At 67.8% G+C, this 12602-nt stretch carries 12 protein-coding genes; 10 read left to right on the forward strand and 2 right to left on the reverse strand.

Annotation, left to right across the window (positions count from 1 at the left end):
• The first annotated feature begins 278 nt into the window (after window positions 1-278).
• The 9 genes from mshD (at window position 279) to asd (ending at window position 9661) form a co-directional block, all read left to right on the forward strand.
• A complete protein-coding gene (gene mshD / locus AC1DKQ_RS01880) occupies window positions 279-1301 on the forward strand; it encodes a mycothiol synthase (RefSeq protein WP_476918045.1) in 1023 nt (340 codons plus the stop codon).
• 88 nt (window positions 1302-1389) lie between these two features.
• Window positions 1390-3654 carry an RNA degradosome polyphosphate kinase gene (locus AC1DKQ_RS01885; protein ID WP_476918046.1) on the forward strand — a complete coding sequence of 755 codons (2265 nt, stop codon included), beginning with the start codon at window positions 1390-1392 and terminating at the stop codon, window positions 3652-3654.
• Between the two features lie 11 nt (window positions 3655-3665).
• Window positions 3666-4643 carry an NUDIX hydrolase gene (locus AC1DKQ_RS01890; protein ID WP_476918047.1) on the forward strand — a complete coding sequence of 326 codons (978 nt, stop codon included), beginning with the start codon at window positions 3666-3668 and terminating at the stop codon, window positions 4641-4643.
• An 84-nt stretch (window positions 4644-4727) separates the two neighbouring features.
• The gene (locus AC1DKQ_RS01895; RefSeq protein ID WP_476918048.1) at window positions 4728-6419 is read left to right on the forward strand and encodes a hypothetical protein; all 1692 of its coding nucleotides are present in this window, start codon (window positions 4728-4730) and stop codon (window positions 6417-6419) included.
• Window positions 6416-6820 (forward strand): GntR family transcriptional regulator, encoded by a 405-nt coding sequence (locus AC1DKQ_RS01900; RefSeq protein WP_476918049.1) that lies wholly within the window; start codon window positions 6416-6418, stop codon window positions 6818-6820. Before AC1DKQ_RS01895 ends, AC1DKQ_RS01900 begins: the two co-directional genes overlap by 4 nt.
• 32 nt (window positions 6821-6852) lie before the next feature.
• Window positions 6853-7656 (forward strand): thymidylate synthase, encoded by an 804-nt coding sequence (locus AC1DKQ_RS01905; RefSeq protein ID WP_079550143.1) that lies wholly within the window; start codon window positions 6853-6855, stop codon window positions 7654-7656.
• Window positions 7653-8246: a dihydrofolate reductase gene (locus AC1DKQ_RS01910; protein WP_476882611.1), complete on the forward strand. Its 594-nt coding sequence runs from the start codon at window positions 7653-7655 to the stop codon at window positions 8244-8246. The genes AC1DKQ_RS01905 and AC1DKQ_RS01910 overlap by 4 nt, the downstream gene beginning before the upstream one ends.
• Window positions 8246-8464 (forward strand): NF038396 family protein, encoded by a 219-nt coding sequence (locus tag AC1DKQ_RS01915; RefSeq protein ID WP_476918050.1) that lies wholly within the window; start codon window positions 8246-8248, stop codon window positions 8462-8464. Before AC1DKQ_RS01910 ends, AC1DKQ_RS01915 begins: the two co-directional genes overlap by 1 nt.
• A 54-nt stretch (window positions 8465-8518) precedes the next feature.
• On the forward strand, window positions 8519-9661 hold the full coding sequence (gene asd, locus AC1DKQ_RS01920; RefSeq protein ID WP_476918051.1) for an aspartate-semialdehyde dehydrogenase: 1143 nt from the start codon (window positions 8519-8521) through the stop codon (window positions 9659-9661).
• A gap of 14 nt (window positions 9662-9675) precedes the next feature.
• On the opposite strand, the gene AC1DKQ_RS01925 is transcribed toward asd, so the two are convergent.
• Window positions 9676-10797: a winged helix DNA-binding domain-containing protein gene (locus AC1DKQ_RS01925; protein WP_476918052.1), complete on the reverse strand. Its 1122-nt coding sequence runs from the start codon at window positions 10795-10797 to the stop codon at window positions 9676-9678.
• Window positions 10798-10914: 117 nt separating this feature from the next.
• Here AC1DKQ_RS01925 and AC1DKQ_RS01930 point away from each other — a divergent pair, with 117 nt between their 5' ends.
• Window positions 10915-11457, forward strand: a complete 543-nt coding sequence (locus AC1DKQ_RS01930; RefSeq protein ID WP_476882608.1) for a hypothetical protein — start codon at window positions 10915-10917, stop codon at window positions 11455-11457.
• 56 nt (window positions 11458-11513) lie between these two features.
• Here the strand turns inward: AC1DKQ_RS01930 and AC1DKQ_RS01935 are convergent, their stop codons facing one another.
• Entirely contained in the window at window positions 11514-12581 is a 1068-nt protein-coding gene (locus AC1DKQ_RS01935) for a UDP-N-acetylmuramate dehydrogenase (protein ID WP_476882607.1), read from the reverse strand.
• Window positions 12582-12602 lie beyond the last annotated feature (21 nt).

A 12602-nucleotide genomic window follows, 5' to 3' on the forward strand; every position in this document is an offset into this window, starting at 1 on the left:
ACCACGGCCGCATAACCCCAAAACACAGAAGCAGTTAACGCAGAAGGCCCCGGACTCTGGAATCCAGAGTCCGGGGCCTTCGTGGTGTACGAGTCAAACATTCTCGGTGGAGGACATACGGGTCGAACGTATCGAGGCCACCCCAGTGGTGGATCCCCCTCGCATCTGGCGCAACGCCGGACGAGATAACGACTATACACAGCCGTTCGGAGATCAACAAAATCGGCCGCTGCTGACCAGACACCCGATACCTTGCACCAACCCGATAGCCTTGCACCATGAGCCCTGCGCACCCGGAAAACTGGCCCGTGCTTGCTGTCAAAGGAACCGTAGACCGCAAGCTGCTGCGGGACGTCGCCGCCCTTGTCGCCGCGGCCGAGGAGTCCGACGGCAATCCGCCGCTGTCCGAACAGACCCTTGTCACGCTCCGTGCCGCCGACGCGGGCGAGCATTCGGTCTTGGCCCTGGCCCTCTATGCCCCGGACGACAAGCTGGATCCCGCGACGGCGCAGGACCTCGCCGGCGTCGCCGTCGTCATCGAGGAGCCCGACGGCACCGGGATCCTTGAGATCGCCGTCCACCCCAGCTACCGCAACCAGGGCGTGGGCGACCGCCTAGTGCGCGAACTGAAGAATGTCCGCGGCTTTGCGGGCCTCAAAGCCTGGTCCCACGGAAACCACGAGGCCGCGGCGGACCTCGCGGCGCGCTATGGCTACGGCGCCGTCCGCGAGCTGTGGAAAATGCGGCTGATGACAGCATCGGCGGCCCTGCCGGAAATTCGACTCCCGGAGGGCGTACAGGTCCGCACCTTCGTGCCCGGCCGGGACGAGGACGCCTGGCTGGCCGCAAACAAGGCCGCCTTCGCCCACCACCCGGAGCAGGGCAACATGACGCGCGCCGATCTGGACGCCCGGATGGCCGAACCCTGGTTTGATCCCGCCGGCTTCCTGCTGGCCGTGGACGCGGCCGACCGGCTCCTGGGGTTCCACTGGACCAAGGTCCATCCCCGGCACGGCGATCACCCCGCGATCGGGGAGGTCTATGTGGTGGGCGTGACCCCGGATACCCAGGGCTCCGGACTGGGCAAAGCCCTCACAGTCGCCGGCATCAGGCATCTGCAGGACCTCGGGCTCCGCGCCGTCATGCTCTACGTCGATGCCGACAACGCGCCCGCCGTGGCCCTCTACCGCCGGCTCGGATTCACGCGCTGGGATGTCGACGTCATGTACGCGCCGCTGCCGCAGCAGCAATCACCGGCCGTCACCCCCGCGCGGGACGGCGTTAGTCAAGTCGGCGGATGACCGCCCGGCCCGGGCCGCAATCTGGGGTCATCTGGCCGTGATTGCTTGTAAGGTTGAAGCTACATCGCGCCAGCATTGAGGAGACCCTATGCCACGGGATACTGCCCGGACATCCACGTCTGAACCAGCAACGCCGGAAAAGCGGGCGCGTCCGGTACGTGCGCGCTTTGGCTCCTCCGAAGTGCCGGCCTCACGCGCCACCCAGGACCGGATCGACATTCCGGAGTTCGCGCCGAACCTGGAACCGGAGGGCGACATCCGCCCCGACCGGTTCCTGGACCGGGAGCTTAGCTGGCTCGCCTTCAACGCCAGGGTCCTGGAACTGGCCGAAGACCCCAACCTGTACCTGCTGGAGCGGGTCAGCTTCCTGTCCATCTTCGCTTCGAACCTGGACGAGTTCTTCATGGTCCGGGTAGCCGGGCTGAAGCGACGCATCGCGACGGGCCTCGCGGTCCCCTCCCCCGCCGGGCTGAGCCCCATGCAGGTTTTGGAGCAGATCGGCGAGGAAGCCCACCGGCTCCAGCAGCGCCACGCACGGGTCTACGCCGAACAGATCCGTCCCGCCCTGGCGTACGAGCACATCCACCTCATGCACTGGGAGGAACTCGACTCCCAGGCCAAGGACCAGCTCAGTGCCATGTTCGCGGAAAAGGTCTTCCCGATCCTGACGCCGCTGGCCGTGGATCCGGCGCACCCGTTCCCCTACATCTCCGGGCTGTCCCTGAACCTCGCCGTGGTAGTCCGCAACCCGGTCAGCGACAAGGAACTTTTCGCCCGTGTCAAGGTCCCTGACCAGCTCCCGCGCCTGATCTCCATCGACGGCGCCCGCGCCGGCTCCGTCCCCGGGCGTGTGGCACGGTTCATCGCGCTCGAAGAAGTCATCGCCGTGCACCTGGACCAGCTGTTCGCAGGCATGGAAGTCCTGGAGCACCACATCTTCCGCGTGACCCGCAACGAGGACGTCGAGGTCGAAGAGGACGACGCCGAGAACCTCCTGCAGGCGCTGGAGAAGGAACTCCTGCGCCGCCGGTTCGGCCCACCGGTCCGGCTGGAGGTCACCAATGACATCAACCCGAACATCCGGGCCCTGCTGATCCGCGAGCTCGGCGTCGAGGAATCCGAGGTCTACTCCGTTCCGGCGCCGCTGGACCTCCGCGGACTCTCGGTGATTGCCGGGATCGACCGGGCGGACCTGCACTACCCCAAGCACGTCCCGCACACCTCGCGGTACCTCAACGAATCGGAAACCTCCAAGGCGGCCAACGTCTTTGCCGCCATGCGGCGGCGGGATATCCTCCTGCACCACCCGTACGACTCGTTCTCCACGTCCGTCCAGGCGTTCCTGGAACAGGCGGCCGCGGACCCCAAAGTCCAGGCCATCAAGCAGACCCTGTACCGCACCTCGGGGGACTCCCCGATTGTCGATGCCCTGATCGATGCCGCCGAGGCCGGCAAGCAGGTCCTGGCCCTCGTGGAGATCAAGGCCCGCTTTGACGAGCAGGCCAACATCTCCTGGGCCCGGAAACTGGAACAGGCCGGCGTCCATGTGGTGTACGGCATCGTGGGCCTGAAGACCCACTGCAAGCTTTCCCTTGTGGTCCGCCAGGAAGTGGACGGGCTGCGCCGCTACTGCCACATCGGCACCGGCAACTACCACCCGCGCACGGCCCGCTACTACGAGGACCTGGGCCTCCTGACGGCGAACGAACAGGTGGGCGAAGACCTCTCCAAGCTGTTCAACCAGCTCTCCGGCTACGCGCCGAAGTCCACGTTCAAGCGGCTGCTCGTCGCGCCGCGCTCGGTCCGGTCCGGGCTGATCGACAGGATCGAAACCGAGATCAGGAACGCCCGCGCCGGCATCGCCGCCCGCGTCCAGATCAAGGTGAACTCGATGGTGGACGAGGCCATCATCGATTCCCTGTACCGCGCGTCCCAGGCCGGGGTGCAGGTGGACGTCATTGTCCGCGGCATCTGCTCCCTGCGGCCCGGCGTTCCCGGCCTGAGCGAGAACATCACGGTCCGCTCCGTGCTGGGCCGCTTCCTGGAGCACTCCCGCGTCTTCGCCTTCGCCAATGCCGGCGACCCGGTGGTCTACATCGGCTCTGCCGACATGATGCACCGCAACCTCGACCGCCGGGTGGAGGCCCTCGTGCAGCTGACTAGCGGCGACGACACGAGCTATGTCCTGGATCTGCTCAACCGCTACATGGATCCGGAAACCGCCAGCTGGCATTTGGACAGGCAGGGCGAATGGACCCGCCACCACCTGGCAGAAGACGGCCAGAACCTCAAGGACGTCCAGTCCTGGCTGCTCGCTTCCCGGTCCCGCCAGCGCTCGACCAGCCTGCGGTAGGGATCGTGAGTGTGAGCAGCGATGCACTGGTTGTGGACCAGGCTGACCAGCCGGGCGAAGAGATTGCCGTCACGGCAGCGGGCGCCATCCCCTGGCGCCTCAATTCGGCAACCCAGGACCAGCTTGAGGTCCTACTGATTCACCGCCCGCGGTATGACGACTGGTCCTGGCCCAAGGGCAAGATCGACCCCGGTGAGACCATCCCGGAGTGCGCCGTCCGCGAGGTGGAGGAGGAGATCGGGCTCACCGCTCCCCTGGGTATCCCGCTTCCGCCCATCCACTACCATGTGGCGGCCGGGCTGAAGGTGGTCCATTACTGGGCGGTCGACGTCGACGGCGCTGCCTTGTTGCCGGACGGCAGTGAAGTCGACAGCGTCATGTGGTGCCCGCCCGAGAAGGCAGCCCGCCTCCTGAGCAACCCGAGCGACATCGAGCCGCTCCAGCACCTCATGAACGCCCACGACCGCGGGGAACTGCAGACCTGGCCGCTGCTGATCGTGCGCCACGCGAAGGCCAAACCCCGCTCGTCGTGGTCCAAGGCCGAGGGCGACCGCCCGCTGGCCGCTACCGGCATGCGGCAGGCGCAGGCGGTGGGGCGGCTCCTGCACGCGTGGAAGCCCGCCCGGATCGTCTCAAGTCCGTGGCTGCGGTGCGTGGCCACCATCGCACCGTACGCCAAGGCGGCGGACGCTAAGGTGAAGCTCAACGAGGCCCTCACCGAGCACCGGCACGGGCGCAGCCCGCAGAAGACGGCCGCCGTCGTCGAGGCGCTGTTCGACAAGCAGCGCGCCGTGGCCGTGTGCACGCACCGCCCGGCACTGCCGACCGTCCTGAAGCAACTCGCCAAGCACATGAACTCCCGCCTGCGGGATCTGCTGCCGTCCTCGGATCCATACCTGGCACCGGGCGAGATCGTGGTCTGCCATGTGGCGCGCGGCAGCAAGAACAAAGTGGTTGCGGTGGAGCGGTTCAAACCGTTCGACGACTGAGGTCCTTGACCCTCGGGCCCCCCGAGCCTAGTTTGTATCAATAGCCTAGTTTGTATCAATAGGTTGGTACATTACTGCTGAATCTTGGGGGATTCCATGCCGGTCCTGTTCTACCTGCCGCCGCTGCTCCTGCTGGGCCCGGCAATCGTGGCGCTGCTCGTCTACGCCGTGCTGCGGTGGGTGATCTGGCCGCCCGGGGCCGGAACGTCGCCGCAGAGCGTGTCCGAACACGGGCTGTGGGTGGGTGTGATCGGCTGGCTGGCCAGCTCGCTCCAGGGCGCCATGACCCTTGGCATCATCCCTGCCAATCCGTCAGCGGCCGTCCCCATGGTGAGCGCCGAGGCGATCGTCCCGGCCCTGGCATGGCCGGTCTTGGGCTGCCTGACCGTGCACGCATTGGGCCAGGTCAGTTACCCGGGTCCGCGGCGAATGCGGCGGGAGGCCGTGCTGTCCGTGCGGCGTATCCAAGACTTCCTGCCCCGCAGGCTGGCATTGACCACTGCTGCGATCTTCGTCTCGGCCGCCGCGGCCATCGCCCGGACCGCCGCGCTTCCCGGATTCGCGGCCGTGGCTCCCAGCACGGTCAGCGACGGCCAGTACAACAACGACGTCGACCAGTACTCCAGCGAGTACTACAACGGTGGCGGCGACGGCCGCATCCCCGGACCGGAAGAGGCCGCCTGGCTCGGCGGCGCCCTGCTGGTGCTGGCCGGCGGGACGTGGCTGGTTTTGTGGCTGATCGCCCGCCGCCGCCAACTGGAGTCCCTCGACGCCGCCGACAACGCTGTACTGCGGACCATCGCGATGAACCGGCTGCTGCGCACAGTGTCCACGGTGGCTGCCGGGCTGGCGGTCATCGCGGGGAACTTCGCGGCCCGTCCCGATCCCGCGCAGGGGCTGACGTCGTGGTCGAACTTCGCCGGCCTCGCGGCCACCGTGGTCCTCCTCGTCATGTGGTGGTGGCGGCCGCCTCGGCTCGCGGCCGCCGGTCTGGGTGTCCGGAACCGGCCTGAATCGGGGGTCGCCACCGGCCGCCAGCACCCGGCCGCCAGGCTGGTCTCGTCCCTCGGGTCGCTGCTGGGGCTGGCGGCGGCTCTTCCGCTGGTCGCCGGCGCGTTCCTCTCTCCGGTCCTCATGGCTGCCGACAGTTACGGCCTTGCGGGCGTCGTGACGCTCACGGCCGCTTCCGTACTGCTGGTTATTGCCGGCGGGGAGTCCCTGTTGCAGCGCAACTACGGAAATCCCGAAGCGCCGCGCGGCTGGCCGCGGCAACCGGTCAGCCCGGCCCTGCTGACCACGGCTGTCCTGGCACTGCTGACCTTCCTTGCCGTGCTGAGTGTTACCGCGGCGGGGCAGGCGCGCCTCGCCGAAGGCCCGGCCTGGGTGCCGGCCGGGCTGCTTACGGCCGGGGCGTGCGCTGTCTCCCTGCCGGCGTTCCTCATGGCCCGCTTCCGCCACGGTGTGCGTGATGCCCCGCGCGGCCTGGACGCAGCCCTGCGCGCGATCACCCTCCACCGGACCGTGCGGACCCTCGCGGCCACCCTCACAGCCCAGGCCGCAGCGCTGCTGCTGACTCTGAGCCAGGCGTGGGCGGCAGTGTTCGGGCCGGACGCGTTCGGGACCGTCAATCCGGCAGCCGCAACGTGGTGGCCGGCTACCCTGGCGGGCTCCGTCCTGGGCGCCGCGGCCCTGGCCATCGCCGTCATCCCGGTCCGTACGTTGGCCCGGGGACGGACCACTCAGGCCCGGCGGCCGGATAAGGAGCCCGCCACGTGAACGCAGGGATCTCCGTCAACCTCCGATCCCCCGTTCCCCCCTTCGAGCAGATCCGGGCGCAGATCGCTTCCCTCATCACCGTCGGGACGCTGGCACCGGGAACCCGGCTGCCGACAGTCCGCAGCCTTGCGTCGGACTTAGGTTTAGCGGCCGGGACAGTGGCGCGGGCCTACAAGGAACTCGAACTGGCAGGACTGACCGAAACCCGGCGGCGCAACGGCACGGTGGTCGCGGGGGCGCCTGTCCCGCCGGCCCGTCCGGACGGCAACGGGCAAGGGGCTGCGACCGCGGAGGTGATCGCCGCCGTCGACCGCTACATTGCGGAAGGCCGCAGAGCCGGGCTGGACGACGCCGCCGTGCTGGAGATCCTCCGGGCGAGACAGGCATGGTCACACGAATAAGGGAGCCGGCGAGTTCTCAGTAGACTGGAACCGTGAGCATTCCTACGCCCTATGAAGACCTCCTGCGCGACGTCCTCGAGCACGGCACGCACAAATCAGACCGCACCGGAACCGGCACCCTTAGCGTTTTTGGCCGCCAGCTCCGCTTTGACCTGAGCAAGAGCTTCCCGCTCATCACCACCAAGCGGGTGCACTTCAAGTCCGTGGCCGTGGAGCTGCTCTGGTTCCTCCGCGGCGACACGAACGTCAAGTGGATGCAGGACCAGGGCGTCACCATCTGGGACGAATGGGCCGACGCCGACGGCGAACTCGGTCCCGTTTACGGGGTCCAGTGGCGTTCCTGGCCCACGCCCGACGGCGGCCACATCGACCAGATCGCCGAACTCATCGAGAACCTGAAGTCCAACCCGGACTCGCGGCGGCACATCGTCTCGGCGTGGAACGTCTCCGAGCTCAAGGACATGGCGCTGCCTCCGTGTCACGCGTTTTTCCAGTTCTACGTGGCCGACGGCAAGCTCTCCTGCCAGCTGTACCAGCGCTCGGCGGACACCTTCCTGGGCGTGCCCTTCAACATCGCGTCCTACGCCCTGCTCACCCGCATGATCGCGCAGCAGACCGGCCTGGAACCGGGCGAATTCGTCTGGACGGGCGGGGATGTCCACATCTATGACAACCACATGGACCAGGTCCTCAAGCAGCTCGCCCGCGAGCCCTACGACTACCCCCAGCTGAACATCACCCGCAAGCCGGACTCCATCTTCGACTACACCCTCGAGGACTTTGAGGTGGTCGGCTACCAGCACCATCCGACGATTAAGGCCCCGATAGCCGTATGAGCCACGAAGCCACCCCGGGCGTGCAGCCCGGCGATTTCACCGAACAACTCCGCGCCTCCACCACTGGCCTGGGGCTGGTCTGGGCCCAGACCAGCACCGGGGTGATTGGCCAGGCAGGCGCCATGCCGTGGCACCTGCCCGAGGATATGAGGCATTTCAGCAGCCTCACCTCCGGGCACCCGGTCATCATGGGACGCAAGACCTGGGAGTCCTTCCCGGACAAGTACCGCCCGCTGCCCGACCGGACGAACATCGTGATCACCCGCCAGGCCGCCTGGCGCGACACCCCCGGCGCGGCAGGCGCCGTCGCGGTCGCGTCGCTCGATGACGCTTTGCTCGAATCCCAGTTCGTGCCCGGCCATGAGACGGTCTGGATCATTGGCGGAGGCGAGATCTTTGCCCAGGCGCTGGACCTTGCAGACGTCGCCGTCGTGACCACCATCGACACCACCGCCGAGGGGGACACCTTCGCTCCCGAACTCGGCTATGACTGGACCGCCTCCGCCAGCCTCCCGGCCACCGGCTGGCTGACCTCCGCCAACGGCACCCGCTACCGGATCACGCTGTGGCGCCGGACGGAGCCCAAGTAATGCTGCGCAAACCGGAGACACTCTTTGTCCTGGGGTACATGCTCCTGCCCCTGCTCGCGCTGCTCTCGGCCATCGTGGGACTGACCATGATCCTGAGCGGCAACAAGATCCTGGGTGCGATCGTGCTGGTGGTGGTCACCCAGGTTTTCACCTTCGGGGCGGTCTTTGCGCTGCGCCGGCGCAAGGCGGCGCTGCTGGAAGAGCCGCGCGGGGAATAAAACCCGTGACGTAACCGACTGCGCCCGGCGGGCTGTGAAGTCTAAACTGGGCCCATGACTACAGCAGCTACACCGTCCGTCGGCCTGGTCGGTTGGCGTGGCATGGTCGGTTCCGTCCTGATGCAGCGCATGCAGGACGAGGGCGACTTCGCCACCATCAACCCCGTCTTCTTCTCCACCTCGAACGCGGGCGGTGCCGCTCCGGCCATCGCCGGTGCCGCCTCGGACGCGGCCGGCAAGCTCGAGGACGCGTTCGACCTCGACACGCTGGCGAAGCTGCCCATCATTGTGACCGCCCAGGGCGGGGACTACACCAAACAGGTCCACGGCGAGCTCCGCAGCCGCGGCTGGGACGGCCTCTGGATCGACGCCGCCTCCACGCTGCGCATGAATGAGGACTCCATCATCGTGTTGGACCCCATCAACCGGGACGTGATCGACTCCGGCCTCTCCGGCGGGGTGAAGGACTACATCGGCGGCAACTGCACCGTGTCCTGCATGCTGATGGGACTGGGCGGGCTGTTCAAGAACGACCTCGTCGAGTGGGGCACGTCCATGACGTACCAGGCGGCCTCCGGCGGCGGGGCGCGCCACATGCGTGAGCTGCTGAACCAGTTCGGCAGCGTCAACGCCGAGGTGAACACGGAACTGCAGGACCCGGCGTCGGCGATCCTGGAGATCGACCGGAAGGTCCTGGCGCACCAGCGCGCCGGCATCGACGCCACGCAGTTCGGCGTCCCGCTGGCCGGTTCCCTGATCCCCTGGATCGATGCGGACCTCGGCAACGGCCAGTCCAAAGAGGAATGGAAAGCCGGGGTGGAGACGAACAAGATCCTTGGCACCTCCGCCGGGAACCGGGTCATCATGGACGGCCTGTGCGTCCGGATCGGTGCGATGCGCTCGCACTCCCAAGCCCTGACGCTCAAGCTGCGCGAGGACCTCTCGGTGGCCGAGATCGAGAAGCTCGTTGACGCGGACAACCAGTGGGCCCGCGTGGTGCCGAACACTAAGGAAGCCTCGATGGCCGAGCTCACCCCCGTGGCGGCGTCCGGCACCCTGGACATTCCGGTGGGCCGCATCCGTAAACTGGAGATGGGCCCGGAATACATCAGCGCGTTCACGGTGGGCGACCAGCTGCTGTGGGGCGCTGCGGAGCCGCTGCGCCGCATGCTCCGCATCGCCACCGGCAATCTCTAAGCATGCCCTGATTCTCAGCCGCCTAAGAATTTTAGGTACTTCGCGGCCTGCAGCTCAAAGGACTTTTGGGCGGCAGGCCGCAGCCCGTTAACCACGTCAAACGGTTCAGGCACGACGGCGGCAGCCCGGCCCGCGCCCGCCTTGCTTGCGGCCGCCCGCGCCCACGTGCCTATGACCTGGCCGCCGGAGACCATGGTCTTCTTGAACATCCCGTTGCCGCCGGGGACCACCTTGTCGGCATGCCCGGGCGGCAGCACGAGGGACCGGTCCGTGTAGCCCAGCAGGAACTCGTCGAACCCCGGCAGGGCAAGCACCGTTCGCTGCCCCGGCACGCCGTCGTCCAGCAGCGCGGCGGTGGCCGGCGAGAGCCAGTAGCTGGCCCCCGCGAATTCCAGCTCCACCAACTGGTCCTTCACCCGGGCCAGGGCGGTGCGGACCTCCGTCAGCGGCGTGCTCGACCACCAGGCGAAGTCCCGCTCCGTGGCCGGGCCGTGGCTGAGCATGTACCGCAGCAGCAGCTCAGCAAGGCCTTCGGCACGGTCGAGTTCGCGGGATTTTGGAATCCACTCGTCGAACGCTTTGATCAGCTGCTGGTTCCCCGCAAGCGGTCCCTGTACCAGCCAGGCCCGCTGGCAGAGCATCCCTAGCAGGTGGATGCCGCGCTGGCCCGCCGTCGACTGCCCCGCGGCCTCAAAGGCCGCGAAAAGCTCCTGGCGCGTGGCCGATCTGCCACCTTGGACGAGGTCCAAGGCTGCGTCACGGCTTGCTTCCACATCCCGGGCATCAATTTCCAGCTCCCGGTGACGTCCGGCCATGCCGCGGATCAGCCGGTCCGAGGTAATGGACAGCATCCATTTCAAATCCTCGGGAGCCAGCACGTGCAGGGTGCCGCGCATGGGCCAGGAGCGGACGATCTCCGCCCGGTCCAGCGCCCCGCGGACATCATCGACGCGGGAACCCGGAACCCGCTGGCCGACGGCCCAGAGGGCAGCCGGCAGGTCCTGGGCCTGCATCGCCGTCATGATGCGTACAGCGTCCGGGACGGACTCAAATCCTGGTCCCACCAGGCCCTGCGAAGCGAGCCGTAGCCTGCCCATGATCCCGGGAGTGAGTCGGACGCCCGTCGTTATTGCCATGGACCCATGGTAGGACGCCCGGAGTGGGAGGCCCACGGCAGGGCGCCTGCGCCTGCTGTCGGGCTGTTGCCCGGCTCTTCCCAGCCGCCATCCAGCGGACTTCTTTAGCCTTGATGCATGACTATGAGTGAGGTGTGGCCGCTGCTGCGGCCGCTGTGCCGGAAGCTGGCCCTGCTTGGCTGGGCCTCCAGCGCCGCCGGCATGGCTGCCGGGCTCGCAGTCGCCATCGCCAGCGGTACCCGGCTCTCGCCCATAATGAGCAACCTTCAGTTGGTGGCCGGTTTGTGCATGGCAGTGTCCGTGGGCAGCTTCGTCGCTGCCGCTGCGCTGCAGCCGCGGGCACGGTCTCAGGCACAATCCCAGGCACGGGCGCAGACACGGTCTCAGGCGGGCGTGAAGGGCAGCAGCATTGCCCCGCGGGGCCGGGAGCTCCAGCTCGACTACACCGGCGAATTTCCGGCCACCGTGCAGGCCTTCCTGCTCGGCTCCCTGGCATTTCTTGCCGGCGCCGTGGCGTTTGCGTGCGCCGGCCTGATACTGCAAAGCGGGCCGAGCGTGCAGTCAATAGCGTTCTGCCAAGTCTTCCTGCTTGGCGCCGCGGCCTCCGGTTTCACCTTCATGCTCTTCAGCAAGGTAGCTCCCCGCCACGCGGAACGGTAGGCGGCCCGGCCTTCCTTGCTTTCCTGGGCTTCCTCGGGCTTTTCTTCGGGATCGACCTAGAGGGCGACGCCGATCAGGAGCGGTTCCGGGTGCAGTTCAATGCCAAAACGTTCGACGACGCCGTGGCGCACCTCGCGCGCAACGGCCAGCATGTCGGCCGCGCTCGCCCCGCCCCGGTTGGTGATGGCAAGCGTGTGCTTGGTGGAAAGCGATGCCCGGCCGCCCGAGACGCTGTCCGGGTCCAGCCCGAAACCCTTGGCGAACCCGGCCTGATCGATCAGCCAGGCCGCCGAGAGCTTGGTCAGCCCATCCGCACCGGCAGGATAGCGCGGCGCCTGCCCCGGCAGCCGTGCCGCGACGTCTTCGGACACGATCGGGTTCGTGAAAAAGGACCCCGTGGAGTACGTGTCACGGTCGTTCGCATCCCAGACCATGCCCTTGGACGCCCGGAGCCGCAGCACTTCGCGCCGGACGTCGTTGGAGTAGGCCCGCCGGCCTTGCTCGAGGCCGAGCGTCCGCGCGAGTTCGGCGTACCGGACGGGGGCGCTCATCCGGCCGAGCGGGAGCTGGAATTCCACGGTGAGCACCACGTAGCGCGGCGAGCCGTTGACGGTGGTCTGCTTCAGGATGGAGTCACGGTAGCCGAATTTGAGTTCGGAATTGGTGAAGGTCTTCACCGCGTTGCGTTCCCGGTCCCAGGTGCGCACCGCGGCGATCGTCTGCGAGACGTCGGACCCGTAGGCGCCGACGTTCTGCACCGGAGTCGCGCCCGTGGCGCCGGGGATGCCGGAGAGCGCCTCGACGCCGGACCAGGCATGCTTCACGGCGTGGTCAACGAAGGCGTCCCAGTTGTGGCCGGCCTGGACCACCACCGCCACGCCGCCGCAGGAGTCCTCGGCATTGACGGTGAACCCTTCGGAGGCGATCTTGAGCACCGTGCCGGGGAAGCCGTCGTCGGACACCAGCAGGTTGGAGCCGCCGCCGATGATCAGCAAGGGCTGGCCGGCGGCGTCCGCCGTGCGCACGGCATCGATGACGCCGGCCTCGGTGCGGGCCTCGATGTAGCTGCCGGCGGGGCCGCCGACGGCGGAGGTGGTCAGGGCGGAGAGCTGGATCTGGGTCACCTGACCAGCCTAGCCGGGATC

The organism is Arthrobacter sp. 05L421 (assembly GCF_056397785.1).

What these genes read in the sequence shown, in the direction of transcription:
- mshD (WP_476918045.1), top strand. Translation starts at nt 279, where the DNA reads ATGAGCCCTGCGCACCCGGAAAACTGGCCCGTGCTTGCTGTCAAAGGA.
- AC1DKQ_RS01885 (WP_476918046.1), top strand. Translation starts at nt 1,390, where the DNA reads ATGCCACGGGATACTGCCCGGACATCCACGTCTGAACCAGCAACGCCG.
- AC1DKQ_RS01910 (WP_476882611.1), top strand. Translation starts at nt 7,653, where the DNA reads ATGAGCCACGAAGCCACCCCGGGCGTGCAGCCCGGCGATTTCACCGAA.
- AC1DKQ_RS01915 (WP_476918050.1), top strand. Translation starts at nt 8,246, where the DNA reads ATGCTGCGCAAACCGGAGACACTCTTTGTCCTGGGGTACATGCTCCTG.
- asd (WP_476918051.1), top strand. Translation starts at nt 8,519, where the DNA reads ATGACTACAGCAGCTACACCGTCCGTCGGCCTGGTCGGTTGGCGTGGC.
- AC1DKQ_RS01925 (WP_476918052.1), bottom strand. Translation starts at nt 10,797, where the DNA reads ATGGCAATAACGACGGGCGTCCGACTCACTCCCGGGATCATGGGCAGG.
- AC1DKQ_RS01930 (WP_476882608.1), top strand. Translation starts at nt 10,915, where the DNA reads ATGACTATGAGTGAGGTGTGGCCGCTGCTGCGGCCGCTGTGCCGGAAG.